Source organism: Streptomyces sp. NPDC054834, assembly GCF_053611185.1.
The window spans coordinates 189,572-216,234 of record NZ_JBSGZV010000009.1 but is presented as its reverse complement, the minus strand read 5'-3'; the positions used below and the strand labels follow the sequence as shown (position 1 = coordinate 216,234).

The window sequence follows — 26,663 nt, the reverse complement described above, 5'->3', positions numbered from 1 at the left end:
CGCGTCGGAGGGAGCGCGACACGATGAAGGCAGTGACCTGGCAGGGCAAGCGGGACGTACGGGTGGAGGACGTGCCCGATCCCCGGATCGAGGAGCCGACCGACGCCGTCATCCGCCTCACGTCGACGGGGCTGTGCGGCTCCGACCTGCACCTGTACGAGGTGCTCACCCCGTTCATGACCCCGGGCGACATCCTCGGGCACGAGCCGATGGGCATCGTGGAGGAGGTCGGCCCACAGGTGCCCGACCTGCGGCCGGGCGACCGGGTGGTGGTGCCGTTCCAGATCTCCTGCGGGCACTGCTTCATGTGCTCGGACGGACTCCAGACCCAGTGCGAGACCACCCAGGTGACCAGCGAGGGCATGGGCGCCGCACTGTTCGGCTACACCCGGCTGTACGGCGCGGTGCCCGGCGCGCAGGCCGAGTACCTGCGTGTCCCGCACGCCGACTACGGACCGATCAAGGTGCCCCAGGGCCCGCCCGACGACCGGTTCGTCTACCTGTCCGACGTGCTGCCGACCGCCTGGCAGGCGGTCGAGTACGCCGGCATCCCACGTGGCGGCAGCGTCGCCGTGCTCGGCCTCGGGCCCATCGGCGACATGGCGTGCCGCATCGCCCGGGCCCGCGGCGCCGGCCGGGTGTTCGGCGTGGACCTGGTCCCGGAGCGGCTGGCCCGGGCCCGCCGACGGGGCGTGCAGACGTTCGACCTGCGTGGTTTCGACGGCGAGAAGGAACTGGTCGAGGCGATCCGCGACGAGACCGAGGGGCGCGGCCCCGACGCCGTGATCGACGCGGTCGGCACCGAGGCGCACGGCAGCGCGGCCGCCCGGCTCATCCAGCAGGCCGCCGCGGTGATGCCCCGGAAGCTGGGCGGCCCCCTCGCGGAACGCTTCAGCGTCGACCGGCTCGCCGCCCTCCACACCGCCATCGAGATGGTGCGCCGCGGCGGCACGCTCTCCCTCATCGGTGTGTACGGCGGCACGGCGGACCCGATGCCGATGCTCACCCTCTTCGACAAGCAGATCCAGATGCGGATGGGCCAGGCCAATGTGCGCCGCTGGAGCGGCGACATCCTGCCCTACCTCACCGACGAGGACCCGCTCGGCGTCGACGACTTCGCCACGCACCGGGTGCCGCTGTCCGAGGCGCCGCACGCGTACGACATGTTCCAGCGCAAGCAGGAGGGCGCGGTCAAGATCCTGTTCCAGCCCTGACACGCCGGGCCGTGTGCGGGTCACCGCCCTTACGGCCCGAGGATCTCCCCGAGGTCGTAGCGCACCGGCTCCTCCAGCTGCTCGTAGGTGCAGCTCTGCGGAGTCCGGTCGGGCCGCCAGCGGCAGAAGCGGGCCGTGTGCCGGAAGCGGGCGCCGTTCTCCATGTGGTCGTAGGCCACCTCGGCGACCCGCTCCGGTCTCAGCGGCACCCAGGACAGGTCCTTCTTTCCCGACCAGCGGCTGGGCGCCCCGGGCAGCCGGGCCGTCTCGTGGGCCGCCTCCTCGGACCAGGCCGCCCACGGATGCCCGGCCACGTCGTCCATGCGCAGCGGATCGAGCTCCCCGACCAGCTCGGCGCGCCTCCTCATGGAGAAGGCGGCCGACACGCCGACGTGCTGGAGCCGGCCCCGGTCGTCGTACAGGCCGAGCAGCAGCGAGCCGACCACGGGTCCGCTCTTGTGGAGGCGGTAACCGGCCACCACGACGTCCGCGGTGCGCTCGTGCTTGACCTTGAACATCACCCGCTGGTCGGGCCGGTAGCGCAGCGTGAGCGGCTTGGCGATCACTCCGTCGAGACCGGCCCCCTCGAACTGCTCGAACCACTGCCGCGCCACCTCGATGTCCGTCGTCGCCGGTGCCAGGTGCACCGGCGCGGTCGCCCCCGACAGCGCCCGGACGAGCAGTGCCCGCCGGTCGGTCAGGGGCACGTCGACCAGCGACTCGTCGTCCAGCGCCAGCAGGTCGAACGCCACGAAGGAGGCCGGGGTCCGCTCGGCGAGCATGCGGACCCTGGAGTCCGCCGGGTGGATCCGCTCGGTCAGGGCGTCGAAGTCGAGCCGCCCCTCCCGGGCGATGACGATCTCGCCGTCCAGCACACAGCGCTCGGGCACCCGCTCCTTGACGGCCGCCACCAGCTCCGGGAAGTACCTGGTGAGCGGCTTGCCCGTACGGCTGCCGAGCTCGACCTCGTCCCCGTCGCGGAACACGATCGCCCGGAACCCGTCCCACTTGGCCTCGTACTGCATGTCCGGCGGGATGTTCGCCACCGACTTGGCGAGCATCGGCTTCACGGGCGGCATCACCGGCAGATCCATGCTCCGATTCTGCTCGCACCTGCCCCGTGCCGCCCGGTGTGCGGGGTGCGGGGTGCGTGTGGCGCGCCTACCGTGGCCGCATGGGTGCTGCGGTGGAGCTGGAGGTGGGCGGGCGGACCGTGCGGCTGTCCAGTCCGGACAAGGTGTTCTTCCCGGAGCGCGGTTTCACCAAGCTCGACCTCGCCCGCTACTACGCGGCGGTCGGCCCCGGCATCCTGCGCGCCCTGCGCGACCGTCCCACCACCCTGGAGCGTCACCCGGACGGGCTGAACGGCGAGTGGTTCTACCAGAAGCGCGCACCCAAGGGCATGCCCGACTGGATCCCGACCGCCCACATCACCTTCCCCAGCGGGCGCAGCGCCGACGAGATGTGCCCCACCGAGCCGGCCGCCGTGGTGTGGGCCGCCCAGTACGGGACGCTCACCTTCCACCCCTGGCCGGTGCGCCGCACCGACGTCGACCGCCCCGACGAACTCCGCATCGACCTCGACCCGCAGCCCGGCACCGACTACGAGGACGCCGTCCGCGCCGCCCATGAACTGCGCGCCGTCCTCGACGAGTACGGCGGCCTGCGCGGCTGGCCCAAGACCTCCGGCGGGCGCGGCCTGCACGTTTTCGTGCCCATCGAGCCGCGCTGGACCTTCACCCAGGTGCGGCGCGCGGCGATCGCCGTCGGCCGGGAGATGGAACGCCGGATGCCGGAGCACGTCACGATCAAGTGGTGGAAGGAGGAACGGGGCCGCCGTATCTTCCTGGACTACAACCAGACGGCCAGGGACCGCACCATCGCCTCCGCGTACTCCGTGCGGCCCCGCCCGCACGCCCCGGTCTCGGCGCCCCTGCGCTGGGAGGAGGTGGGTGCCGCGCACCCCCGGGACTTCGACCTCGCGACCATGCCCGGCCGGTTCGCCGAACTCGGCGACGTCCACGCGGACATGGACGACCACGCCTTCTCTCTCGACGCCCTGCTCGAACTCGCCCGCCGCGACGAGCACGACCACGGGCTGGGCGACCTGCCCTACCCGCCCGAGTACCCGAAGATGCCCGGTGAGCCCAAACGGGTGCAGCCGAGCCGGGCTCGGCGCGAGGAGACTCCCTAGGACCCGGCTCCCCGGTCGGCGCCCGGCTCGCTGAACGCGCCGAGGACGCGGCGGCAGTCCCCGAGCAGGGTGACGTCGGGCAGGACGTGGTAGCGCATGTTGCCCGGACCGCCGGTGTTGTTGTGGCGGCGCGGTGAGGCCAACTCCGCGCGTATCAGTGGCAGCGCGGGAGCGGCGGCCCGGCCCAGCCCGGCGAGGCACGCGGCGATCTCCGGGCGGGTGCGGGGGGCCGCCGTCCACCGGTCCAGCAGGACCGGCAGCGCCTCGTCCACCCCGCCGGTCACCCGCCACAGCGCGACCGCCGCCCGCGCGGGCTCCGTACCGGCCGCGATCAGCTCACGCAGCCGGGGTGCCAGCGACGCGCCGGACGGGCCGAGCGCCCCGGCCAGCCGCAGCCCGGCGTCCCGCCGCATCCACTGCCCGCACGTCAGCGCGTCGCCGGTGACCGTCAGCGCCGCCTCGGCGGCCCCGGCGTCCCCGGCCACCGCCCACAGCGCCTCGGCGACGTATATCCGGTCCTCGTCCGGCACCGTGCCGTCCGACCACGACTCCCGTATCCACGGGGCGGCTTCGATGCCCCGGCGGCCGTACGCGGTGAGCGCCTTCAGCACCTCGCGGCGCGTGTGGCGGTTGTCCGTGCCGCTCAGAATCTCCGCGAGCAGCGGCACCGAGTCACGGTGGGCGAGCGCGCCCAGGCCACGGACGAGACGACTCCAGGCGTCGCCGCGCACCCGGTGGTCGAGCGCGGCGAGCCTGTCGTGCAGCACCGGGCCCAGCGGGGCCGCCGCTTCGGGGCCGAGCGCCTCGATCCACCCCGCCAGGTTCTCGGGCACCTCGATGCCCTTCAGGACGGAGGCGAGCGCGGGCACGACCCGCTCGTCCCCTTGGAGGGTCAGCACCTCGAACGCCTTGCCGACCGCCGTGTCCCGCCAGGCCGTTCCGGTCTCGGGTTCCCGGTCCTCCCAGCTCTCGATGTACGCCACCAGGCCCTCGGCCACGCGGTGCGAGACGGGTGCGAGGTACCGGAGTTCGGCGAGGACGGACTTGTGCAGCCGCAGGTCGTCCTCGGCGAGCAGCATGGCCAGCGCCAGCACCGGTTCGTCGTCCGGGGCCCGCCACCCCGTCAGCAGCTGCCCGGCCATGCCGACGGCCTGGGCGCGCTGCACCGGGTCGGGGCTGCGCAGCTGCGCGACGAGCAGCGGGAAGCGCACCTCGACGCGGTCGCCCAGCTGCCGGTGCAGCTCGGTGAGGAGCTCGTCGGCCTCGTCGACGCCGAGGCTCCGGCGGTGCTCGGCGTGCAGCTCGCGCACGTGCGAGATCAGCGTGTTCGTAAGCGGCCGCTCCGGTCTTGCCGGTGGCGGCCCCAGCTCCTTGGCGGCGCGGGCCAGACGCATCACCTCCAGGGCGATCTCCAGGGTGTCGTCCGGCAGCAGGGCGGGGGCGCAGCGCGCCAGCTGGATCAGCGCCGTCAGCCGCAGCTCGGGATCGGGCGCGCCGGACACGACGTCACGCAGGGCGTGCCCCGGCCCGGCACCGAGGACGCCGGCGTGCTCGACGGCCAGCGTGCCCAGGGCACGGACCAGGGACCGGGCGGCCGCGGGGTCGCTCTCGCCGGGCAGCCTCGCGCGCAGGGTGCCCAACACCCGTACCGGATCGGAGTGCAGCTGTGCCAGCGCGCCGGGCACCGCGGCACGCACCCCCGGGTCCGGATCGTCCAGCAGGTCCAGGAAGACACCGGCGCGGTCCCGCACCATCGCCTGGGCCTCGCGGTGGTGGCGGAGCCATTCCTCGTACTCGTCGTCGTACTCTTCGTCCTCTTCGTCGTCCTCGGACGCGTCCGTGCCGAAGGCGTCCGCCGGGCCGGTGTCCTCCTCCTCGTCGGGCCGTCCCGCGATGCTGCGCAGCAGTCCGACGACGGCACCCCGGTCGGCCACCGCACGGGTCGTGACCAGTTCGAACAGGAACGGTATGCACGCCAGCGTGCTGTCGTAGACATCACCCTGGTGGTGCACCGCGCCGTACATCCCGTCCAGCGCGATCTCGCGCCGCGCCGGGTCGTCCGACGCCAGTCCCCACAGCAGGTCGGGCACGTCCGTCGCCGAGTCGGTGTACGCATGCCCCAGCGACGCCCAGTCGACCTCGTCGATCCCCGTGAACACCCTGTCCTCCCCGTTGCCCGTGGCGCGCGGTCCGCCACTGGTCACAGCATGCCGCACGCCACTGACAACGGCCCCGACAGCGGATCAGGAGGGGGCCGTTCCGGCGAGGTCCGGGGCCGCGAGGTCCAGGACCGTCCACTCCTGGTACGGCTCGTCCTGGACGTACAGGCGGGCGCCCCGGCAGACCACCCGGCGACGCCCGAGCGCGGCGCCGTCGGGGCGGGCCAGGCGGCCCTCCGCGACCACCTCGACCGTCGTGTCCGTGAGGCGGCAGTCGGCGATCCGGTCCCGTTCGTCGCCGTACCCGCCGAAGAACACCACCCGGTCGCCGTGCACCGCGAGGCCGCGCGCGCCCGCCACCGGGTTGCGCCGCACCCGGACCACCCGGTCGCCGCGGATCTCCAGGAGCGGGAAGTCGGTGTACGGACAGGCCCAGACGGCGCGCTCCGCCACGTTCAGGGCATAGCAGTCGATGATCTCTCTCGCCCCGGGCACCGGCCCGTACTGCCACACCGGCTCACCGGTGCTGCTCCAGCGGCGCAGGCCCGGGTGGCTCAACTCGTCGTCCCCGCACACGCCTTCGTCGAAATGGGCGACCCACAGACTGCCCGTCTCGTCGGCCAGCAGGTGCTCGATGGCGTCGCCCACCGCGAACGACCACGACGGCCGCCCCAGCGCGTCGAAGACCTGCACCTGTTCCTCGCGGGCACGTCGGCGCGCGTCGGCGACGACGAAGCCGCCGTCCGGCAGCGCGTCCAGCAGGGGGAAGCGCGGCCGCAGGGCGCTCAGGTGCGTCTCGTGCCTGCGACCGTCCTCGAGGGTGACGACCACGGCGTCGTACGGGTCCGCGCGTGGACGGCCGTGCCGCTCCTCGGCGATCAGCCAGTGGGCGCGGCCGAAGGCGTCGACGGTGCTGTGCAGGACGTCACGGTGCCGGTACGCGTGCGGGAGCCGGGCATACGGGGCGAGGCGGTCAGGCGGCATGGGCCCTTCTCGTCGTCATGACGGCGATCATCAGCCGGGCGGCGCCGTGTGCGCAACCGCATTTCACGGTGGCGAGAGCGCTCTCACCGGGGGCTCGCGGCCCGGCTATCCTGATCCGCACACCCCGGTGAGGAGCCCCGAAGTGACCGAGACAGCGCCGCGTCCCACGCTGGAGGCCGTGGCCGCGCGGGCCGGGGTGTCACGGGCCACCGTGTCACGGGTCGTCAACGGCGGCGACGGGGTCCGCGAGCCCCTCGTGCAGCGGGTGCGGCGGGCGGTCGAGGAACTCGGCTACGTCCCCAACCAGGCGGCGCGCAGTCTGGTGACGAAACGGCACGACGCCGTCGCCGTCGTCATCGCCGAGCCGGAGACCCGGGTCTTCGCCGACCCTTTCTTCGGGCTGCAACTGCGCGGCATCAGCAAGGAACTGACGGCGCACGACAACCAACTGGTGCTGCTGCTCACGGAGGGCAGGGACGACCACGCGCGCGTGGCCCGCTATCTCGCCGGCGGACATGTCGACGGCGCGCTCGTCTTCTCGCTGCACCTCGACGACCCGCTGCCGGGGCTGATCCAGGGCGCCGGTGTGCCCACCGTGTTCGGTGGGCGTCCCGGCTGGAGCGACGGTACGCGCAGCGCGGTGTACGTCGACTGCGACAACCGGGACGGTGCCCGGACGGCCGTCCGGCACCTCGTGGAGCTCGGCCGCGGGCGGATCGCGCACATCACCGGCGCCCTCGACCAGACCTCGGCGGTGGACCGGCTCGACGGCTACCGGGACGTCATGGGTGACACCGACCCCGGGCTGATCGTGGAGAGCGACTTCACCGCGGCCGGCGGTGAGCGGGCGATGCGGGAACTCCTCGACCGCCGCCCGGACGTGGACGCCGTCTTCGCCGCCAACGACCTCGCCGCCTCCGGTGCCCTGCGGGTGCTGCGGGAGCGGGGGCTGCGGGTGCCCGAGGACGTCGCGGTGATCGGCTTCGACGACATGCTGCCGGTCGCCGAACACACCGACCCGCCGCTGACCACGGTCCGTCAGGACATCGAGGAGATGGGCCGGCTGATGGCCCGCCTGCTGCTGCGCGGTCCGGGCCCCCGCCACCACGGCGATCCGGCCGCGGACGGCGAGCCGACCGGTGTGGTCCTGCCGACGACACTGGTACGACGCGCCTCCGCGTAGCCGGACGAGCGGCTCCTCAGCCCTGCGGCGGCGCGCTCTTGATGACCGCGAACCGGGCGCCGTACGGGTCGGCGAGCTTGGCCATCCGGCCGACGCCCTCCATGTCCGTGGCGGGCGACCGGACCGTGCCGCCGAGCTCCTGCGCCCTGGCGACGGCGGCGTCGGCGTCCTCGACCTCGAAGTACGGAAGCCAGTGCGGCCCGCCTTCCGCCTGCGCCGAGGCAGCGGCCAGCGGGACGATGCCGCCGAACATGGCGTCCTCGCCGGCGCCGGAGGGATTGATGCACGTGTAGGTGCCGCCGGGGAAGGACGTGGCCGAGGTCTCCAGGCCCAGCACCTGGTGGTAGAACGCGGCGGCCGCCGCCTCGTCCGGCGTGTACAGCTCGACCCAGCACAGCGAACCCGGAGCGCCGGCCAGGTCCACGCCCTTTGTCTGCCCGGGCTGCCAGACGCCGAACGGCACGCCCGCCTTGTCGGCGAGGACCGCCATGTGCCCCTGCCCCATCACGTCCATCGGCTGGAACAGGACCGTGCCGTGCGCCTGCTCGACGGCCTTGGCGGTGGCCTGGGCGTCGGAGCTCTGGAAGTACACGGTCCAGGACGGCGGGCCCTGCTCGGGTGTGGTCTGCATGCCGCCGGCGACCGTTCTGCCGTCCAGCTGGAAGAAGCCGTAGCCTCCGGCCTCGGGCCCCGCCGACTGGAACCGCCAGCCGAAGAGACCGCCGTAGAAGGAGACGGCGCCGTCGATGTCGGGGCTGCCGACGTCGATCCAGTTGGGGGCACCGTCGACGAAACGGGTGGTGAGCATGTTCGCCCTCCTCGGAAGGGTCCCGTTGTCTGCACTGCCGAGTCTGGCACCGCCCACTGACAATCGCTGCCGGAACACTCCCGCCCGCTGAAGCGACCCCTGTGCTCACCCTGCGTGATGCCCTCTGTTCTCCCGGTCTTCGCACTGTTCCGCGCGCCGCCGTGCGCCGGCGCCCGCGCGGGGAGCATGATCGGGGCGGCGGAGGCCCTGGCGCGGCTCGTTGACCGGGCGTTGATCGAACGTTTTTCGCCGTCCGGAACGATCCTGGCCATGCACATCGAAACGATCACCCCGGCCGACACCGCCTGGCAGGCGCAGGCGCTGTGCGCGCAGACCGGGGCGGACTTCTTCTTTCCGGAGCCGGGCAGTTCGGTCCGCGAGGCGAAGCGCATCTGTGGCATGTGCGAGATGCGCGCCGCGTGCCTGGAGTACGCGCTCAGCAACGACGAGCGCTTCGGCGTGTGGGGCGGCCTGTCGGAGAAGGAACGGCTGGCACTGAGGCGTACGTCCTCCTGATCCGCGGGCCGGGCCCGGGGTTGGGATCCGGGAGCGCATCCGGAGGCGGCGCAGAGGCAGGCGGGCGCCTTGCCCAGGCGTACACGCCGGTTCGAATCCGGCCGGGGTGACGCGGCGCGGAACCGGCGGGGCGGCCTTCCGTCACAACACTGCGCGAACGACCGCCCGCCGCAGGCCGGCGTCGGTGCGACGGCCCATCACACCAGGTCGTTGAGCTTCGGGTCGTCCCGCTTCGGGTCGTTGAGCTTCGGGTCGTTGAGCTTCGGGTCGTCCTGCCTCGGGTCGTCCCGCTTCGGGTCGTCCTGCTTCGAGGCGCCACGGTTTCGCGGACGCCGGCAGGCCACCCGCCCGCAGCCACGGACGCGGTGTCCGGCGCCGAGCCCCGGCCTGGTGCCGTCACGCCCGGCGGCATGGTGCCGCAGACCTCCGGCGGGGCGCACCGGAGTCCGGTGCGCCCCGCCAGTCGTGGTCAGGCGCCGGCCCGGGCCGCCATCCGGGCCTTGCGGGCGGCGAGCTTCTCGTCGAACTTCAGGGCCTCGGCGTCCAGTCCGCCCATGAACAGCCCCAGCTCCTCCTGCGCCTGCCGGCCCTCGGGGCCGAGCCCGTCGATCTCCATGATCTTCAGGAAGCGCAGCACGGGCTGGAGGACGTCGTCGTGGTGGATGCGCAGGTTGTAGACCTCACCGATGGCCATCTGCGCCGCCGCCCGCTCGAAGCCGGGGATGCCGTGGCCGGGCATGCGGAAGTTGACCACCACGTCCCGCACGGCCTGCATGGTGAGGTCGGGGGCGAGTTCGAAGGCCGCCTTGACCAGGTTGCGGTAGAAGACCATGTGGAGGTTCTCGTCGGTCGCGATGCGGGACAGCATGCGGTCGCAGACCGGGTCGCCGGACTGGTGGCCGGTGTTGCGGTGCGAGATGCGGGTGGCGAGTTCCTGGAAGGCGACGTAGGCGACCGAGTGCAGCATCGAGTGCCGGTTGTCCGACTCGAAGCCCTCGCTCATGTGCGCCATGCGGAACTGCTCCAGCTTGTCCGGGTCGACCGCGCGCGAGGCGAGCAGGTAGTCGCGCATCACGATGCCGTGCCGGCCCTCCTCCGCGGTCCAGCGGTGCACCCAGGTGCCCCAGGCGCCGTCCCGGCCGAACAGCGAGGCGATCTCGTGGTGGTAGCTGGGCAGGTTGTCCTCGGTGAGCAGGTTCACCACCAGGGCGATCCGGCCGATCTCCGTGACCTTGGACTGCTCCTTGTCCCACGCCTCGCCGTCGTCGAAGAGGCCGGGGAAGTTGCGGGCGTCGCTCCAGGGCACGTACTCGTGCGGCATCCAGTCCTTGGCCACCGTCAGATGCCGGTTCAGTTCCTTCTCGACCACTTCCTCCAGCGCGTACAGCAGCCGCGCGTCGGTCCACACGGATGGGCTGCCGAGGTGAGGGGAAGTGATCGTCATGGAAACTCCAGGGGGACGCCGAACAGAAGGGGGAGGAAACCGACTCGGTCGGGGAACGGACCGGTGAGCGGTACCGGAACCTACGTGATCGTAGGCTACGAATCCGTAGGTTACGAAGCCGTAGGTTAAGCGCGTCGTAAAGATCGCTGATCAGGCCGCCTGGCCCGGCGGAAAGGAGGCATGCCGAAGAGCCACGGGACACGCAGGTCCCGGGGCCGCGAGGGGGGAAGGATCACCCGTTCAGGCGTACAGCTCCCGCAGCCGCACCGAGAGGCATGTCACACATCCCTCGAGTTTCTCGAACTCGCCGATGTCCACGGTGACCACATGGTGGCCGAGGTCGGTGAGCAGTTCGGCCGTTTTCGGCGCACTGGCCGCCATCAGCAGCTTGTGGCCGCCGAGCAGCACGACATGGGCGCCGGCCTCCTCGGGCACCGACAGGAAGCCGGGGAACAGCGAAGGCCGGTCCACGTTCGGGATGTGACCGAGCACCGTGCCGTCGGGCAGCGCGGTGACCGCCGACTTCAGGTGCAGCACCTTGTGCACCGGGACGGCGACCACCCGCGCGCCGAGCGGCTCGAAGGCGGCCCGCAGCTGCTGGACCCCGGCCGCGTTGGTACGCCCGCCCCGGCCGACGTAGACGGTGTCGCCGACCTTGAGCACGTCGCCGCCGTCCAGCGTGCCCGGCTCCCATATCCAGTTCACCGAGCAGCCGAGCCGGGCAACGGCCTCCTCCACCCCGGCGGTCTCCTCGCGCCGTGACTCGGCGCCGGGCCGGGTGATCAACGCCACGTTCTTGTACATCACCACGGTGTCCTCGACGAACACCGAGTCCGGGCAGTCGTCGGCCGGGTCCACCTCGACCGTCTCCCAGCCGTGCGTGCGCAGCGCCTCGACGTAGGCCTCCCACTGCTCGACGGCCAGGCCCACGTCGACCTTCTCCCGCTCGATGTGCGTCACCAGGCCTTCGGCGAGGCGCGGGCTGGGGCGGCGGACGAGGGCCTTCTTGCTGGGCACTGGGGTCTCCGTATCGGCGGGCGGTCCGGCGCCCGTTCTCTGCGGCGCCGGTTCGCCATCATGCAGGGCGGGTCCGCGCGGACAAAACCCTCGTTGTCAGGCTGTGCCCCTCCTGAGACGCTCCGCGCGCGGGCTACGCGGGATCCGTGAGCGCCTCAGCGGTGGTTTCCCCCAGTTCCCCTCCTTCCAGCAGCAGCCAGCGCGTGATGCCGAGCGACTGGAGGAACGGCAGGTCGTGACTGGCCACGACCAGCGCGCCCTCGTACGACTCCAGGGCCGTCGTCAACTGGCGCACGCTCGCCATGTCGAGGTTGTTCGTCGGCTCGTCGAGCAGGAGCAGCTGCGGCGCGGGCTCGGCGAGCATCAGCGCCGCCAGGGCCGCCCGGAAGCGTTCGCCACCGGAGAGCGTGGCCGCCTTCTGGTCGGCGCGGGCGCCCCGGAACAGGAAGCGGGCCAGGCGGGCCCGGATCCGGTTGTTGGTGGCGCCCGGCGCGAACCGGGCCACGTTCTCCGCGACGGTCAGCCCGCCGTCCAGGACGTCCAGCCGCTGCGGCAGGAACCGCAGGGGGACGTGCGCGCGTGCCTCACCCGTCACCGGCTCCAGCTCGCCCGCGATGGTGCGCAGCAGCGTCGTCTTGCCCGTGCCGTTGCGCCCCACGAGGGCCACCCGCTCGGGGCCGCGCAGCTCGAAGACGCCCGCGACGCGCGCCCCGTAGGCCGGCTCCACATCCCGCAGGGTGAGGACGTCACGGCCGGGCGGCACGGCCGTGTACGACAGGTCGACCCGGATCTCGTCGTCGTCCCGTACGGCCTCCACCGCCTCGTCCAGCCGCTCCCTGGCCTCGGCGAGCTTCTCCTCGTGCATGATGCGGTGCTTGCCCGCGGACTCCTGCGCCGCGCGCTTGCGCGCCCCCATGACGATCTTCGGTTCGCGTTTGGTGTCCGCCATCTTCTGTCCGTACCGCTTGCGGCGGGCCAGCTTCATCTGGGCGTCGGCCAGGTCCCGCTTCTGCTTGCGCAGGTCGGCCTCGGCCACGCGCACCATGCGTTCGGCGGCGTCCTGCTCCACGGCGAGGGCGTCCTCGTAGGCGGAGAAGTTCCCGCCGTACCAGGTGATCTCCCCGGCGCGCAGATCGGCGATCTGGTCGACCAGGTCGAGGAGTTCCCGGTCGTGGCTGACCACGAGCAGCACGCCCGGCCAGGACGCGACGGCCGTGTACAGCCGCCTGCGGGCGTACAGGTCGAGGTTGTTGGTGGGCTCGTCCAGCAGCAGCACGTCCGGGCGGCCGAGCAGCAGCGCGGCCAGGCGCAGCAGCACCGACTCGCCGCCGGAGACCTCACCGACGCCGCGGTCCAGGCCAAGGTGGCCGAGACCGAGCTCGCCGAGGGTCGCGAGTGCGCGCTCCTCGACGTCCCAGTCGTCGCCGAGGGTGTCGAAGTGCTCCTCGGCCGCGTCGCCCGCCTCGATGGCGTGCAGCGCGGCCCGCTTCGCGGCGATGCCGAGCGCCTCGTCGACGTGGAGCGCGGTGTCCAGGGTGACGTTCTGCGGCAGGTAGCCGACCTCGCCCGTCGTCCGGACGGCGCCGTCCGTGGGGGTGAGTTCACCGGCGATGAGCTTCAACAGCGTGCTCTTCCCCGATCCGTTGACGCCGACCAGTCCCGTGCGGCCGGGGCCGAAGGCGGCGTCGAGGCCGTCGAAGACGGGGGTGCCGTCGGGCCAGGCGAAGGACAGGGAGGTGCAGGTGAGGGAAGGAGACATAAGGGCCTCGCGGTTGCTTGATGCGGTCAGGGCAACGCGTGTCGAGACACCGCGGGGCGGCAACCGTGTGGCCGGGAGGGGGCTCAGCCCTGTGCCGGAGGACGGCTCGGACGCCGAGGTCGCACGCGCGTACACCCACTTGGCGTGGGGCGCGGTGTCTCAGGACCTCAGACGAGCAACGTCCTTCTCCGATCGACGGCAACAGAAGCGATGTACACGGTAGGAGGGCGGGTGGGCGCCGTCAACGGAATTTGCGGGGGCCTCATTCATGTCGGATTCCTGCCAGCCCCCGCCTCGCCGCGGCTGGTTGGGTGATGCGTATGACGCATCAGATCTCCCTGCGCGACCGTGCCCTGGCCTTCCGCTCCCTGCACGTCCCGGGACGGCCGCTCGTCCTGCCGAACGCCTGGGACGCCATGAGTGCCCGGCTCGCCGAGGACGCGGGCGCCGCCGCGGTCGCCACCACCAGCGCCGGGCTCTCCTGGGCCCTGGGGGCCGCCGACGGTGACCGGCTGGAGCGGGACCGAGCGCTTCAGGCCGTGGCGCGCGTGGCCGCGACCGTGCGGGTCCCGGTCAGCGCCGACATCGAGACCGGTTACGCCGACGAGCCCGAGGGCGTCGCCGACACCGTCCGGGCGGTGCTCGCGGCGGGCGCGGTCGGCATCAACATCGAGGACGCGCTGTACGGAACGGGGCGGGCCCCGTTGCGGGAGGTCGCGGAGCAGGCCGAGCGGATCGCCGCCGCCCGCCAGGCCGCGGACGCGGAGGGGGTGCCGTTGTTCGTCAACGCCCGCATCGACACCTTCCTGCGCGGCGGCGGTGAGGTGGACGCCACCCTGGAGCGGGCCGCCGCCTTCCGCGCCGCGGGTGCCGACGGGATCTTCGTCCCCGGGGCCGTCGAACCGGAGACGGTCAAGGCGCTCGTCGAGGGCGTCGACGGGCCGCTCAACGTGCTGGTGGGTCCGGGCGCGCCGCCGGTCGCCGAACTGGCCGTGCTCGGCGTCGCCCGGGTGAGCGCCGGGTCGGGTGTGGCCCAGGCGGCGTACGCCGTGGCCCGTCGCGCCGCGCGGGAGCTGCTGGGCGCGGGGACCTGTGGGGCGCTGGCCGAGGGACTCGACTACGGCGAGCTCAACGCGCTGCTCACGCGGGAGCGCTAGCAGGCGTCGCGCATCAGTTCCGCCAGGTCGTGGTCGAGGTCGAGCTGGAGGTGCTCCAGTCCGGAGGCCACCAGGTCGTTCGTCGCCTGGAGGAAGCGGCGGATCTCGCCGGTGCGCACGTGCACGACGGCGGTGCCCTCGGGGGCGTGAAACTCCAGCACGGTGCGGTCGTACCCGTACGGCCGCACCCGTACGTCGCCGTGGCCCTCAGGGGAGCGCAGACCGGCCGTCAGCAGCTCGCGGGCGAAGGTCCAGCAGACCTCGACGCCCTCCAGGGTGGCCGGGGCGGGGAAGGTCATGCGGACGGCGAACGGGTCGCGCCGGTCGTAGCGCAGCGTGGCGGGAATGCTCGGCATGCGTGGTGCGGCGGCGACGAGGCGGGCCTCTACGGGCTGCTCGATGACGGTGGACAACGCCTTGCTCCCTCGTGACGGCTGGACGGACTTCCGGGGTGTGAGACCGGGCACTGGAAGAGACGACGGAACGGGCCACTCCGTGCACACGTATCGCTAGTGACCTCTGTCACCGCGTTCATGCACGCGCCCGCCGGACCGAGGCCGTCTGGACGGGGCCCGGGGAGTGGGCTAGCTTCGCCCGCCATGAGGCGCTCGGGGAACGCGGGACTGACGGGACGCAGGCATCGACGGCCGGCGGGGGCGGTGACGGCGGGAGCGTGCGGGGTGGCGCTGGCCGCGCTGACCGTCGTACCGGCCCAGGCGCACACGCCGGAGCACCGGGCGCCGCACTGGGCGCTCAAGGACAGCGGGGCGCCGCAGACACGGTTCCGCGGGCTCGCGGCCGTGAACCGGGACACCGCCTGGCTGGCCGGGACCGGCGGCACGGTGCTGCGCACCACCGACGGCGGGGCGAGCTGGCGGAACGCCTCCCCGCCGGGCGCCGCGGACCTCCAGTTCCGGGACGTGGCGGCGTTCGACGCGCGGAGCGCGGTGGTGCTGGCCATCGGCGAGGGCGACGCGTCCCGCGTCTACCGCACCGACGACGGCGGGGCGACCTGGACGGAGTCCTTCCGCAACACCGACCAGAAGGCCTTCTACGACTGCATGGCCTTCTTCGACCGCCGCCACGGCCTGGCGATGAGCGACCCGGTGGACGGCAGGTTCCGCATACTGTCCACTGCCGACGGCGGACGCACCTGGCGGGTGCTGCCCGCCGACGGCATGCCCGCCTCACCGGCCGGCGAGGCGGGCTTCGCGGCGAGCGGCCAGTGCCTGGTCACCTCCGGTCCGAAGGACGTCTGGCTGGCCACCGGCGGAGGCGCACGCGCGCGCGTGCTGCACTCCGCCGACCGCGGCGTGACCTGGACGGCCACCGACACACCGGTCCCGGCGGGCGATCCGGCACGCGGCGTGTTCGCGCTCGCCTTCCGTGACCGCACCCACGGCCTCGCGGTCGGCGGCGACTACCGCGCCGACCAGCCCTCCCCGCAGGCCGCCGCGGTCACCCGGGACGGCGGACGCACCTGGCAGCCGGCGGCCACACCCCCGCCCGCCTACCGCTCCGGCGCCGCCTGGCTCCCGCACAGCCGCAGCGCCGCCCTCGCCGTCGGCCCCACCGGCACCGACGTCACCACGGACGGCGGCCGCACCTGGAAGACGCTCGACACCGGTTCGTACGACACCGTCGACTGCACCCCGGACCTGAGTTGCTGGGCGGCAGGGGAGCAGGGCCGGGTGGCACGGCTGGAACGGTGAGCTAAGTCTCCGCGACCCGGGTACTCGTCACCTGCCGCAAAGGCGCCCCACCGGGAAGGAAGGAGCGATCATGCCAGCCGGTTCCAGCCCCAAGCGTGAGCGTCAGTACGAGCACATCAAGAAGAGCGCGCAGGACCGGGGCGAGAGCGAGGGACGTGCCAAGGAGATCGCCTCGCGGACGGTGAACAAGGAACGCGCCCGCTCCGGCGAGTCCAGGACCGCCAGCCGCAGCTCGACGCAGGACAAGTCGTCCGGCGAACGTGGCGGCCAGCGGTCGGGCAACCGGGTCGGCTCCCAGGGCCCGACCCGCGACCAGCTGTACAACGAGGCCAAGCAGCGCGGCATCGAGGGCCGTTCGCACATGAACAAGGACGAGCTCCGGCGCGCGCTGGACGCCAAGAAGGGATGAGCCGCGACGCTCAGCCGAGTGTCTGCCGGTGGCGTGCCAGTTCCGGAGCCGTCTTCGTGGCGGTGAACTCGGTGACGCGGTAAGCGCACACACCGGCGACGGCGAACGGGTCGCCCGCGACGATCTCGTCGATGCGGGCGCGGTCCCCCGCGACGGCCAGGATCACCCCGCCGTCGCGGGGGTTCTTGCGTCCCGAAGCCAGGAAGAAGCCCTTCTCGTACTGCTCCTCCAGCCAGGCCACATGGTCGGGCAGCAGGGCGTCCACGGCGTCGAGGGGCGCGGTGTAGGTCAGCTCCAGTACGAACATGATCGCGAGCGTACCCCTGGTGCGGCGACCACCGTGGGCGGAGTCGTACGCTCGTGGGCACCATGACGACCGTACGGATCCCCGCGGGTTGGCCCGCCACCGAGGAACAGGCCCGCGCCGTCCAGGACGAGTTGCGCGCGCGGGTGGTCCTGGAGGGGCCCGGGCCGCTCCCCGGCTCCGGCTGCGTGACGGGCGTCGACGTGGCCTACGACGACGAACGGGACGTCGTCGCGGCGGCCGCGGTCGTCCTCGACGGGGCCACCCTGGAGGTCGTCGCCGAGGCGACGGCCGTCGGCCGCGTCTCCTTTCCGTACGTGCCGGGCCTGCTCGCCTTCCGGGAGCTCCCCACCGTCCTGGCCGCCCTCGACGCGCTGCCGTGCCCGCCCGGCCTGGTCGTCTGCGACGGCTACGGCCTCGCCCACCCGCGCCGCTTCGGTCTCGCCAGTCATCTGGGCGTGCTCACCGGCCTGCCCGCGATCGGCGTCGCCAAGAACCCCTTCACCTTCACCTACGACGACCCGGCCCCCGCGCGCGGCAGCGGCTCCCCGCTCCTGTCGGGCACCGAGGAGGTCGGCCGCGCCCTGCGCACCCGGGACGCCGTCAAGCCGGTGTTCGTCTCGGTCGGCCACCGGGTGAGCCTCGACAATGCCTGCGCGCACGCGCTGGCACTGACCCCGGCCTACCGGATCCCCGAGACCACGCGCCGGGCGGACGCGCTGTGCCGGCGCGCGCTGCGGGAGGCGACCGAGGGGGCGGCTCAGGAGGCGACGACGCTCCAGGAGCCGACCTCCCGGTACTCGGAGTCGTAGACGGCCGAGCCGTCGCCCGGCACCAGCGCGTAATGGCCGAGGTTCCCGCCCCAGTAGCGCAGGATCCGCCCGAGCTCTCCGGCCTTGTTCTCGGCGACCGCGCCGTCGTCCAGCGTCACCTCGAGAACGAACTTCACGTGCTTCTCCCTCCGTCGACCTTGGACTTCAATCGTTTCATTGAACTCCCCTTTGAGACTTGTCCGTTCATCGCCGCAGGAGAAGGGCCCATCGCCGTTCTGGAAGTCTCAAACCCGGGAGGAACGCTTCGGCGGACGGCGTACTCAGGGCGTGCGTACGCCGTCTGAGTACGTGTACGGATGTGGCGCCCGGGGGCAGGCGGCAGGCTGTGCCGCATGACGACACACCGCTCCCCGCAGCCCCTGTCCGACCCCGGCCGGCCCGTCGAACGCGCCGTGACGGCCGCTCTCGTCCTCGCCGTGCTGGCGGGCATCGGCTGGATAGGCGGCATTCTGTACACCGTGCTCGAGTGGTCCGCCTGACCTCAGAAGGACGCCGCCACCCGGAAGATGATCCCCGCGCCGCGCAGCCGCCGCGTCAGCGCGTCGCCCATCGCCACCGCCGTCGTGACCTGGCCGGCCGTCGGCGGCAGGTCGTCGAAGGCCAGGGACAGGGCCGCTTCGGCGAACATCTTTGCGGTTTCGTCGTAGCCCGGGTCGCCGCCCGCGACCTCCGTGAACACGCGCCGGCCACCGCCCTCGCCGACGAACCGGACCGAGAACCAGCTCTTCGCCCGCTTCTCGGCGCTCGGCCCGTCCCCGGGCCTGAGCCGGCCGGACAGCCAGCGCCGGGCGGGCGGGAGCTGGGCGGCCGCGGCCACCGCGCCCAGGGCCGCCACCCCGCCCAGGGCGACGGGCAGGCGCTTCACCGCCGCGTAGTGCCGGTAGCGGAAGTCGGGCCCGTACCGGTCCAGGGCCTTCGCCGACCGGCGCACGATCTGCGGGTCGATGGTCGGCAGCGGCAGCGCCCAGGCGCCGACGTCCTTGGCGAACCGCGGTACACCCGCCGGCGCGGACGCCCGGCGCTCGATCAGCCGCGGCTCGTGCCGGCCGCGCTCCCGGGCGGCGGCCAGCATCTGCCGCCCGCGCGCGAACTGGTTCAGCGCCGAGGCGAAGGTGCCGCCGGAGAAGGCCGCGTCGAGGCTCACGTAGCCGTCCACGGTCAGCGGCACGCCCTCCGGCAGCTGACGGACGGTGAAGTGGACGCCCAGGTCGTGCGGCACGGAGTCGAAGCCGCAGGCGTGCACCAGACGGGCGCCCGTCTCCCGCGCGCGGGAGTCATGGCGGACGTACATCAGGTCCACGAACTCCGGCTCGCCCGTCAGGTCCAGATAGTCGGCCCCCGTGTCCGCGCAGGCGGCGACCAGCGGCTCGCCGTACCGGATGTACGGGCCCACCGTCGAGGCCACCACGCGCGCGTTCTCGGCCAGTCGGCGCAACGCGTCCGGATCGGTCGCGTCGGCCTGGAGGACACCCACGTCCACGCCCCCCGGCAACCGCTCCCGCAGCTCGGCCAGCCCCCGCTCGCTGCGGCCGGCGATCGCCCAGCGCAGGTCCTCGGGGGCGTGCGCGGCGAGGTACTGCGCGGCCAGTCCGCCGACGAAGCCGGTGGCCCCGAAGAGCACGATGTCGTAAGGACGATCCGTCCTGTTCAGCCTGCTCATGACACCCTTCGGTCGTGCACTCCGCGCCGTTGTCGGTGGCTGAGGCTAGCGTGAGGAATGCGGTGCCCGGCGACCAGGCCCACGCGCCGGCCGCGCCGGGCGCCGAGTCCGCAGGGTAACTTGGCTAAGCGCTTGCTTGTCCAGCCCTTGTGTCCGGTGGAACGCGTTCTTAGCATCAACAGTGTTACAGCGGTTGTGTCACATTGACCGGGGGTGCGGAAATGACCAGGGCAGCGACGCCGGGCCACGGCCCGCTCACGGGCGTGCGCGTGGTCGAGCTGGCCGGCATCGGGCCCGGCCCGTTCGCGGCCATGCTCCTCGCCGATCTGGGCGCCGACGTCGTCCGGGTGGACCGGCCGGGCGGCGCCTCGCTCGGCATCGACCCCGCGTACGACGTGACCAACCGCAACAAGCGCTCCGTACTGGTCGACCTGAAGTCCGACGGCGGCCCCGCCCGCGTCCTCGACCTGGCCGGACGGGCCGACATCCTCATCGAGGGCTACCGCCCCGGCGTCGCCGAGCGCCTCGGCGTCGGCCCCGACGCCTGCCACGCCCGCAACCCCGCGCTGGTCTACGGCCGGATGACCGGCTGGGGCCAGCAGGGCCCCCTCGCCGACCGCGCCGGCCACGACATCGCCTACCTCGCCCCGACCGGCGTCCTGGGCATGATCGGCGACCCCGACGGGCCCCCCGCCGTCCCCGCCAACCTCCTCGGCGACTACGCGGGCGGCTCGCTCTACCTCGTCGTCGGCGTCCTCGCCGCACTGCACCACGCGCGCGCGACCGGCACCGGCCAGGTCGTCGACGCCGCCATCGTCGACGGCGCCGCCCATCTCGCGGCGATGATCCACGGCATGCTGGCCGCCGGCGGCTGGCAGGACCGGCGGCGCGCCAACCTGCTGGACGGCGGCTGCCCGTACTACGGCACCTACGAGACCGCCGACGGCGGGTACATGGCGGTCGGCGCCCTCGAGCAGCAGTTCTACGAGGAGTTCCTGCGCCTGCTCGGCCTCGAGGAACTGGCCCCCGCCCGCAAGGACTGGACCCGCTGGGGCGAGCTGCGCGAGAAGGTCGCCGCCCGCTTCAAGTCCCGCACCCGGGACGAGTGGACCGCCCGTTTCGAGGGCACCGACGCGTGCGTGGCGCCCGTACTGTCCCTGCGCGAGGCCCCGCACCACCCGCACCTCGCCGCCCGGGGCACCTTCACCGAGCACGGCGGCATCACCCAGCCCGCGCCCGCGCCCCGCTTCTCCGCCACCCCGACGACCGTCCGCACCGGCCCCGCCCGGCCCGGCGCCGACACGGCGGCCGTGGCCCGGGACTGGGGCATACCCGCGCTCGCCCACCACGACGATCTCGCCCGGGACGGCGACTGACCCCGCCACCGACCGGCCCACCTCCCGCGAAAGGCACCCCAGTGAGCACCGAAGCGTACGTGTACGACGCGATCCGCACCCCGCGCGGCCGCGGCAAGGCGAACGGCGCCCTGCACGGCACCAAGCCCATCGACCTGGTCGTCGGCCTCATCCACGAGCTCCGCGACCGCTTCCCGGGCCTCGACCCGGCCGCGATCGACGACATCGTCCTCGGTGTCGTCGGCCCCGTGGGCGACCAGGGCTCCGACATCGCGCGGATCGCGGCCATCGCCGCCGGACTGCCGGACACGGTGGCGGGCGTCCAGGAGAACCGCTTCTGTGCCTCCGGCCTGGAGGCGGTGAACATGGCCGCCGCCAAGGTCCGTTCCGGCTTCGAGGACCTCGTCCTCGCCGGCGGTGTGGAGTCCATGTCCCGGGTGCCGATGGCCTCCGACGGCGGCGCCTGGTTCAACGACCCGACGACCAACCTCGCCGTCAACTTCGTGCCGCAGGGCATCGGCGCCGACCTCATCGCCACCATCGAGGGCTTCACCCGCCGGGACGTCGACGAGTACGCGGCCCTGTCCCAGGAGCGCGCCGCCACCGCCTGGAAGGAGGGCCGCTTCGACCGCTCGGTGGTCCCGGTCAAGGACCGCAGCGGCCTCGTCGTCCTCGACCACGACGAACACCCGCGCCCGGGCACCACCGCCGACTCCCTGGCGGGGCTCAAGCCGTCGTTCGCCGACATCGGCGAGCTGGGCGGCTTCGACGCGGTCGCGCTCCAGAAGTACCACTGGGTGGAGAAGATCGACCACGTCCACCACGCGGGCAACTCCTCCGGCATCGTGGACGGCGCCTCGCTGGTCGCGATCGGCTCCAGGGAGGTCGGCGAGCGCCACGGCCTCACCCCGCGCGCGCGGATCGTCTCCGCCGCCGTCTCCGGATCCGAGCCCACCATCATGCTCACCGGACCCGCCCCCGCCACCCGCAAGGCCCTTGCGAAGGCCGGCCTCACCATCGACGACATCGACCTGGTCGAGATCAACGAGGCGTTCGCGGCGGTCGTGCTGCGCTTCGTGAAGGACATGGGCCTGTCCCTGGACAAGGTCAACGTCAACGGCGGCGCCATCGCGCTCGGCCACCCGCTCGGCGCGACCGGCGCGATGATCCTCGGCACCCTCGTGGACGAACTGGAGCGCCAGGACAAGCGGTACGGCCTCGCCACGCTGTGCGTGGGCGGCGGCATGGGCATCGCCACCATCGTCGAGCGCATCTGAACTCCCCGCGGAATCACAAGACCTCAACGGAGACGACTGTCATGACCGAGAGCACCACCATCCGCTGGGAACAGGACGACACCGGTGTCGTCACCCTCGTCCTCGACGACCCCGACCAGACCGCGAACACCATGAACCAGGCGTTCCGCGACTCCCTCGCCGCGATCACCGACCGCCTGGAGGCGGAGCAGGAGAACATCCGCGGCATCATCTTCACCTCCGCCAAGAAGACCTTCTTCGCGGGCGGCGACCTGCGCGACCTGATCCGGGTCACCCCCGAGACCGCACAGCAACTGTTCGACGGCGGCCTCGCCGTCAAGCGGAACCTGCGCCGCATCGAAACCCTCGGCAAGCCGGTCGTCGCGGCGATCAACGGCGCTGCCCTGGGCGGCGGTTACGAGATCGCCCTGGCCTGCCACCACCGCGTCGCCCTCGACGCGCCCGGCTCCAAGATCGGCTGCCCCGAGGTCACCCTCGGTCTGCTCCCCGGCGGCGGCGGCGTGGTCCGCACCGTCCGCCTGCTCGGCATCGCCGACGCTCTCCTGAAGGTCCTCCTCCAGGGCACCCAGTACACCCCCCGACGCGCCCTGGACAACGGCCTCGTCGACGAGGTGGCCGCCACCCCCGAGGAACTCCTCGTCAAGGCCCGCGCCTTCATCGACGCCAACCCGGAGTCCCAGCAGCCCTGGGACAGGCCGGGCTACCGGATCCCCGGCGGTACGCCCGCCAACCCGAAGTTCGCGGCGAACCTCCCCGCCTTCCCGGCCACCCTGCGCAAGCAGACGGGCGGCGCCCCCTACCCGGCCCCCCGCAACATCCTCGCCGCCGCCGTCGAGGGCGCCCAGGTCGACTTCGAGACCGCCCAGGTGATCGAGGCCCGCTACTTCGTCGAACTGGCCGCCGGGCAGACCTCGAAGAACATGATCCAGGCGTTCTTCTTCGACCTTCAGGCCGTCAACTCCGGCGCCAACCGCCCGAAGGGCGTCGAGCCCCGCCAGGTCCGCAAGGTGGCCGTCCTCGGCGCCGGGATGATGGGCGCGGGCATCGCCTACTCCTGCGCCCGCGCCGGCATCGACGTCGTCCTGAAGGACGTGTCCCTGGAGGCGGCCGTCAAGGGCAAGGGCTACTCCGAGAAGCTGTGCGCCAAGGCCGTCGCGAAGGGCCGTACGCCCCAGGAGAAGGCGGACGCGCTGCTGGCCCGTATCACGCCGACCGCCGACGCACAGGACCTGGCCGGCTGCGACGCGGTGATCGAGGCCGTCTTCGAGGACCCGGCGCTCAAGCACAAGGTGTTCCAGGAGATCGAGCACGTCGTCGCCCCGGACGCGCTGCTGTGCTCCAACACCTCCACCTTGCCCATCACCACGCTCGCCGAGGGCGTCGAACGCCAGAGCGACTTCATCGGACTGCACTTCTTCTCGCCCGTCGACAAGATGCCGCTGGTGGAGATCATCAAGGGCGAGCGGACCGGCGACGAGGCCGTCGCGCGCGCCTTCGACCTGGTCCGGCAGATCAGCAAGACGCCGATCGTCGTCAACGACTCGCGCGGCTTCTTCACCTCGCGGGTGATCGGCCACTTCATCAACGAGGGCGTGGCGATGGTCGGCGAGGGCATCGAGCCGGCCTCCGTGGAGCAGGCCGCCGCGCAGGCGGGCTATCCGGCGAAGGTGCTGTCCCTGATGGACGAGCTGACGCTCACCCTCCCGCGGAAGATCCGGGGTGAGTCGAAGCGGGCTGTGGAGGAGGCGGGCGGCACCTGGACCGCGCACCCCGCCGAGGCGGTCATCGACCGCATGGTGGACGAATTCGGCCGCACCGGCCGCAGCGGCGGCGCGGGCTTCTACGAGTACGGGGAGGACGGCAAGCGGGCCGGGCTGTGGCCGGGCCTGCGCGAGCACTTCACACGCGCGGGCGCCGAGATCCCGTTCGCGGACATGCAGGAGCGCATGCTCTTCTCCGAGGCGCTGGACACCGTCCGCCTGCTGGAGGAGGGCGTCCTGACCTCGGTCGCCGACGCCAACATCGGTTCGGTCTTCGGCATCGGCTTCCCCGGCTGGACGGGTGGCGTGCTCCAGTACATCAACGGCTACGACGGGGGCCTGCCGGGATTCGTGGCCCGCGCGCGTGAGCTCGCCGAGCGCTACGGCGAGCGCTTCGACCCGCCCGCGCTGCTGGTGGAGAAGGCGGAGAAGGGGGAGCGGTTCGCCGACTCAGCGCGCTCGTGAATCGTCCGTGAGCCACTCGCCCAGCTCTTGTCGCAGCGACCGCTGGAACGTCGTCAGCAGCGCCTGCACCACCAAGGGGTGCATATGCGCCGACAGGGACTTCACGTCCTGCGTGTCACGTTCCGCCACCTCGCCGCGGAAGAGCTGGGAGAGCTCGCGGGCCGCGGCGCGCGAGTGCTCGACGAGCACCGTGCGCGCCGCGAGGATCGCGTCCTGGGACAGCGGTACGTCGAGCAGCCGGACCCCGAGGCGCAGCAGCCCACAGTCGACCCGAAACGTTTCCCCGTCGGCGGCCGTGACGACGCCCATGGCCGTCAGCCGGGCCATGTCCTCCTGCGTCAGCGGCCGTCCCGCGCGCCGCTGAAGCTCCCGCCGCGACACCGTCTCCTCGGTGTCCGGTGCCCAGGACGCGACCACCGCACGGTGGATGGCCAGGTCGTGCGCGGTGAGATCCGGCGGCAGCTGCCGCAGGTACCTCTCGATCGCGGCCAGCGTCATGCCCTGCTGCTGGAGCTCCTCGACGAGGGCCAGCCGGGCCACGTGCCCGGGCCCGTAGTGACCCACCCGGCGCGGGCCGAGCACCGGCGGCGGCAGCAGGCCCCTGGCGGCATAGAAACGGACCGTGCGGACCGTGACGCCCGCGCGGGCGGCCAGCTCGTCGACGGTGAGGGTCGGCTGCCCGGCACCGTCGTCGGCGTCGGTCTCGGCATCGGTCGTCATGTGCAGCAGTATCGCTGTCCCACCAGTGCTGTGAAACATGTGACGTCCATGTGAGAAGTGCCGCTGTGTGATGTGGACCATCGCATGGCCCGGGATGCCCCTGGGAAGCTGCTGTCTTGGTCTGTGCCGCGACACAAGGGTGGTGCGGGCCGGAACACGTTCGGACACCCGGGGTCACGACATCCCGGGGCACCAGAAAGTGGAACCACCCGTGAGCAAGGACGCCGTGCACTCGGCACAGGTCGCCGACCACCCCCGGGCGGCCCGTACACCCGCGGACGCGGGCGACGCCGGCTACAGCAAGGACCTCAAGCACCGCCACGTCAACATGATCGCCATCGGCGGCGCCATCGGCACCGGACTCTTCCTGGGCGCCGGCGGCCGTCTGCACAACGCGGGCCCGGCGCTCGCCCTGGCCTACCTGGTCTGCGGCGTCTTCGCCTTCTTCGTCGTGCGGGCCCTGGGCGAGCTGGTGCTCTACCGGCCCTCCTCCGGATCCTTCGTGTCGTACGCGCGCGAGTTCCTCGGTGAGAAGGGCGCCTACGTCGCCGGCTGGATGTACTTCCTGAACTGGTCGACCACCGGCATCGCCGACATCACCGCGATCGCGCTGTACACGCACTACTGGAGCCTGTTCACGCCGGTTCCGCAGTGGGTGCTCGCCCTGATCGCCCTCGCGGTGGTCCTCGCCGTGAACCTGATCTCCGTGAAGATCTTCGGCGAGATGGAGTTCTGGTTCGCGATCATCAAGGTCGCCACCCTCGTCGCCTTCATGCTGATCGGCATCTTCCTGCTGGCCACCCAGCACCACGTGGACGGCCACACCCCGGGCCTGAGCCTGATCACGGACAACGGCGGCGTCCTCCCGCACGGCCTGATGCCGGTGGTCCTCGTCATGCAGGGCGTGATCTTCGCCTACGCCGCCCTGGAGCTGGTCGGTGTCGCCGCGGGCGAGACCGCCGAGCCGGAGAAGGTCGTCCCGCGCGCGGTGAACTCGATCATGTGGCGCGTGGGCCTGTTCTACGTCGGCTCGGTCGTCCTGCTGGCCCTGCTGCTGCCCGGCTCGGTGTACTCCGCCGACCAGAGCCCCTTCGTGACGGTGCTGTCGAAGATCGGCGTCTCCGGCGCGGGTGACGTGATGAACCTGGTCGTGCTCACCGCCGCCATGTCGTCGCTGAACTCCGGCCTGTACTCCACCGGCCGCATCCTGCGCTCCATGGCGATGGCCGGCTCGGCGCCGAAGTTCACCGCCCGGATGAACCGCAGCCAGGTCCCCTACGGCGGCATCCTGCTCACCTGCGCGGTGTGTGTGGTCGGTGTCGTCCTGAACTACCTCGTGCCGAGCCAGGCCTTCGAGATCGTGCTGAACGTCGCCTCCCTCGGCATCATCAGCACCTGGGTGATCATCATGGTCTGCCACCTGGTCTTCGTCCGGCGTGCCCGGGCCGGCGAGGTCACCCGGCCGCACTTCCGCCTGCCGTTCAGCCCGGTCACCGAGATCGCCACGGTCGCGTTCCTGCTGGCCTGCCTCGGCATGATGTGGAACGACCCCGAGGTCGGCCGCAGGACCCTGTTCCTCATCCCGCTGATCGCCGTGCTGCTGATCGGCGGCTGGTTCGGGGTGCGCCGCCGGGTCGAGCGGACCGCCGACCGGGAGCTGAGGGGCCTCACCGACTGAGGTAGCGGGCGAAGCGGCAGGTCACGGCCACTGTCAGTGGCAGCCTCTACGGTGG

Annotated in this window: 26 protein-coding genes; 13 read left to right on the top strand and 13 right to left on the bottom strand. The window is 72.5% G+C overall.

Going from position 1 to position 26,663, the window contains the following annotated elements; all coding sequences use genetic code 11:
- The first annotated feature begins 23 nt into the window (after nt 1–23).
- A complete protein-coding gene (locus ACWGJM_RS15560; RefSeq protein ID WP_453412190.1) occupies nt 24–1,214 on the top strand; it encodes a zinc-dependent alcohol dehydrogenase in 1,191 nt (396 codons plus the stop codon).
- A gap of 29 nt (nt 1,215–1,243) precedes the next feature.
- Here ACWGJM_RS15560 and ACWGJM_RS15555 read toward each other — a convergent pair whose 3' ends face one another.
- Nucleotides 1,244–2,308: an ATP-dependent DNA ligase gene (locus ACWGJM_RS15555; protein WP_453412189.1), complete on the bottom strand. Its 1,065-nt coding sequence runs from the start codon at nt 2,306–2,308 to the stop codon at nt 1,244–1,246.
- Nucleotides 2,309–2,388: 80 nt separating this feature from the next.
- Between ACWGJM_RS15555 and ligD the strand changes: the two genes are divergently transcribed.
- The gene (gene ligD, locus ACWGJM_RS15550) at nt 2,389–3,408 is read left to right on the top strand and encodes a non-homologous end-joining DNA ligase (protein WP_453412188.1); all 1,020 of its coding nucleotides are present in this window, start codon (nt 2,389–2,391) and stop codon (nt 3,406–3,408) included.
- Here the strand turns inward: ligD and ACWGJM_RS15545 are convergent.
- Together ACWGJM_RS15545 and ACWGJM_RS15540 are read right to left on the bottom strand one after the other, a co-directional pair.
- On the bottom strand, nt 3,405–5,567 hold the full coding sequence (locus ACWGJM_RS15545) for a HEAT repeat domain-containing protein (protein WP_453412187.1): 2,163 nt from the start codon (nt 5,565–5,567) through the stop codon (nt 3,405–3,407). The genes ligD and ACWGJM_RS15545 overlap by 4 nt on opposite strands.
- Nucleotides 5,568–5,651: 84 nt before the next feature.
- On the bottom strand, nt 5,652–6,551 hold the full coding sequence (locus ACWGJM_RS15540) for a hypothetical protein (RefSeq protein WP_453412186.1): 900 nt from the start codon (nt 6,549–6,551) through the stop codon (nt 5,652–5,654).
- Between the two features lie 142 nt (nt 6,552–6,693).
- Here ACWGJM_RS15540 and ACWGJM_RS15535 point away from each other — a divergent pair, with 142 nt between their 5' ends.
- Nucleotides 6,694–7,734, top strand: a complete 1,041-nt coding sequence (locus ACWGJM_RS15535) for a LacI family DNA-binding transcriptional regulator (RefSeq protein ID WP_453412185.1) — start codon at nt 6,694–6,696, stop codon at nt 7,732–7,734.
- Nucleotides 7,735–7,750: 16 nt separating this feature from the next.
- Here ACWGJM_RS15535 and ACWGJM_RS15530 read toward each other — a convergent pair whose 3' ends face one another.
- On the bottom strand, nt 7,751–8,542 hold the full coding sequence (locus ACWGJM_RS15530; RefSeq protein ID WP_453412184.1) for a VOC family protein: 792 nt from the start codon (nt 8,540–8,542) through the stop codon (nt 7,751–7,753).
- Nucleotides 8,543–8,812: 270 nt separating this feature from the next.
- Between ACWGJM_RS15530 and ACWGJM_RS15525 the strand changes: the two genes are divergently transcribed.
- Nucleotides 8,813–9,058 carry a WhiB family transcriptional regulator gene (locus ACWGJM_RS15525; protein ID WP_453412253.1) on the top strand — a complete coding sequence of 82 codons (246 nt, stop codon included), beginning with the start codon at nt 8,813–8,815 and terminating at the stop codon, nt 9,056–9,058.
- A 197-nt stretch (nt 9,059–9,255) separates the two neighbouring features.
- Here the strand turns inward: ACWGJM_RS15525 and ACWGJM_RS15520 are convergent, their stop codons facing one another.
- The 4 genes from ACWGJM_RS15520 to ACWGJM_RS15505 form a co-directional block, all read right to left on the bottom strand.
- Nucleotides 9,256–9,498 carry a hypothetical protein gene (locus ACWGJM_RS15520; RefSeq protein ID WP_453412183.1) on the bottom strand — a complete coding sequence of 81 codons (243 nt, stop codon included), beginning with the start codon at nt 9,496–9,498 and terminating at the stop codon, nt 9,256–9,258.
- 29 nt (nt 9,499–9,527) lie between these two features.
- Nucleotides 9,528–10,502, bottom strand: a complete 975-nt coding sequence (locus tag ACWGJM_RS15515; protein ID WP_453412182.1) for an acyl-ACP desaturase — start codon at nt 10,500–10,502, stop codon at nt 9,528–9,530.
- Nucleotides 10,503–10,742: 240 nt separating this feature from the next.
- Nucleotides 10,743–11,519, bottom strand: coding sequence for a dimethylargininase (gene ddaH, locus ACWGJM_RS15510; protein WP_453412181.1), 777 nt, complete (start codon nt 11,517–11,519; stop codon nt 10,743–10,745).
- Nucleotides 11,520–11,652: 133 nt separating this feature from the next.
- Nucleotides 11,653–13,278: an ABC-F family ATP-binding cassette domain-containing protein gene (locus ACWGJM_RS15505; RefSeq protein ID WP_453412180.1), complete on the bottom strand. Its 1,626-nt coding sequence runs from the start codon at nt 13,276–13,278 to the stop codon at nt 11,653–11,655.
- A 320-nt stretch (nt 13,279–13,598) separates the two neighbouring features.
- Between ACWGJM_RS15505 and ACWGJM_RS15500 the strand changes: the two genes are divergently transcribed.
- Nucleotides 13,599–14,435, top strand: coding sequence for an isocitrate lyase/PEP mutase family protein (locus ACWGJM_RS15500; protein ID WP_453412179.1), 837 nt, complete (start codon nt 13,599–13,601; stop codon nt 14,433–14,435).
- Here ACWGJM_RS15500 and ACWGJM_RS15495 read toward each other — a convergent pair.
- Nucleotides 14,432–14,848 (bottom strand): SsgA family sporulation/cell division regulator, encoded by a 417-nt coding sequence (locus ACWGJM_RS15495; RefSeq protein ID WP_453412178.1) that lies wholly within the window; start codon nt 14,846–14,848, stop codon nt 14,432–14,434. The genes ACWGJM_RS15500 and ACWGJM_RS15495 overlap by 4 nt on opposite strands.
- 186 nt (nt 14,849–15,034) lie before the next feature.
- Between ACWGJM_RS15495 and ACWGJM_RS15490 the strand changes: the two genes are divergently transcribed.
- Both ACWGJM_RS15490 and ACWGJM_RS15485 read left to right on the top strand, forming a co-directional pair.
- Nucleotides 15,035–16,147, top strand: a complete 1,113-nt coding sequence (locus ACWGJM_RS15490; RefSeq protein ID WP_453412177.1) for a WD40/YVTN/BNR-like repeat-containing protein — start codon at nt 15,035–15,037, stop codon at nt 16,145–16,147.
- A gap of 70 nt (nt 16,148–16,217) precedes the next feature.
- Nucleotides 16,218–16,556, top strand: a complete 339-nt coding sequence (locus ACWGJM_RS15485) for a plasmid stabilization protein (protein WP_453412176.1) — start codon at nt 16,218–16,220, stop codon at nt 16,554–16,556.
- 10 nt (nt 16,557–16,566) lie between these two features.
- On the opposite strand, the gene ACWGJM_RS15480 is transcribed toward ACWGJM_RS15485, so the two are convergent.
- Nucleotides 16,567–16,863 (bottom strand): YciI family protein, encoded by a 297-nt coding sequence (locus ACWGJM_RS15480; RefSeq protein ID WP_453412175.1) that lies wholly within the window; start codon nt 16,861–16,863, stop codon nt 16,567–16,569.
- 62 nt (nt 16,864–16,925) lie between these two features.
- On the opposite strand from ACWGJM_RS15480, the gene ACWGJM_RS15475 reads away from it, so the two are divergent.
- Nucleotides 16,926–17,672, top strand: a complete 747-nt coding sequence (locus tag ACWGJM_RS15475) for an endonuclease V (RefSeq protein WP_453412174.1) — start codon at nt 16,926–16,928, stop codon at nt 17,670–17,672.
- On the opposite strand, the gene ACWGJM_RS15470 is transcribed toward ACWGJM_RS15475, so the two are convergent.
- Complete coding sequence (locus ACWGJM_RS15470) at nt 17,621–17,809, bottom strand: hypothetical protein (RefSeq protein WP_453412173.1); 189 nt, start codon at nt 17,807–17,809, stop codon at nt 17,621–17,623. The two genes, ACWGJM_RS15475 and ACWGJM_RS15470, sit on opposite strands and share 52 nt — an antisense overlap.
- Before the next feature lie 216 nt (nt 17,810–18,025).
- On the opposite strand from ACWGJM_RS15470, the gene mmpA reads away from it, so the two are divergent.
- Nucleotides 18,026–18,172 (top strand): morphogenic membrane protein MmpA, encoded by a 147-nt coding sequence (mmpA, locus tag ACWGJM_RS15465; protein ID WP_453412172.1) that lies wholly within the window; start codon nt 18,026–18,028, stop codon nt 18,170–18,172.
- Nucleotides 18,173–18,174: 2 nt separating this feature from the next.
- Here mmpA and ACWGJM_RS15460 read toward each other — a convergent pair whose 3' ends face one another.
- A complete protein-coding gene (locus tag ACWGJM_RS15460) occupies nt 18,175–19,353 on the bottom strand; it encodes a saccharopine dehydrogenase family protein (protein ID WP_453412171.1) in 1,179 nt (392 codons plus the stop codon).
- Nucleotides 19,354–19,574: 221 nt separating this feature from the next.
- Between ACWGJM_RS15460 and ACWGJM_RS15455 the strand changes: the two genes are divergently transcribed.
- From ACWGJM_RS15455 to ACWGJM_RS15445, 3 genes are read left to right on the top strand one after another with little or no spacing between them, the layout of a single operon-like run.
- Nucleotides 19,575–20,729 carry a CaiB/BaiF CoA transferase family protein gene (locus tag ACWGJM_RS15455; protein ID WP_453412170.1) on the top strand — a complete coding sequence of 385 codons (1,155 nt, stop codon included), beginning with the start codon at nt 19,575–19,577 and terminating at the stop codon, nt 20,727–20,729.
- A 41-nt stretch (nt 20,730–20,770) separates the two neighbouring features.
- On the top strand, nt 20,771–21,985 hold the full coding sequence (locus ACWGJM_RS15450; protein ID WP_453412169.1) for an acetyl-CoA C-acetyltransferase: 1,215 nt from the start codon (nt 20,771–20,773) through the stop codon (nt 21,983–21,985).
- Nucleotides 21,986–22,026: 41 nt separating this feature from the next.
- Entirely contained in the window at nt 22,027–24,210 is a 2,184-nt protein-coding gene (locus tag ACWGJM_RS15445; protein WP_453412168.1) for a 3-hydroxyacyl-CoA dehydrogenase NAD-binding domain-containing protein, read from the top strand.
- On the opposite strand, the gene ACWGJM_RS15440 is transcribed toward ACWGJM_RS15445, so the two are convergent.
- Complete coding sequence (locus ACWGJM_RS15440) at nt 24,196–24,930, bottom strand: MerR family transcriptional regulator (protein ID WP_453412167.1); 735 nt, start codon at nt 24,928–24,930, stop codon at nt 24,196–24,198. The genes ACWGJM_RS15445 and ACWGJM_RS15440 overlap by 15 nt on opposite strands.
- Nucleotides 24,931–25,141: 211 nt before the next feature.
- Between ACWGJM_RS15440 and ACWGJM_RS15435 the strand changes: the two genes are divergently transcribed.
- Nucleotides 25,142–26,608, top strand: a complete 1,467-nt coding sequence (locus ACWGJM_RS15435; RefSeq protein WP_453412166.1) for an amino acid permease — start codon at nt 25,142–25,144, stop codon at nt 26,606–26,608.
- The last annotated feature ends 55 nt before the right edge of the window (nt 26,609–26,663 follow it).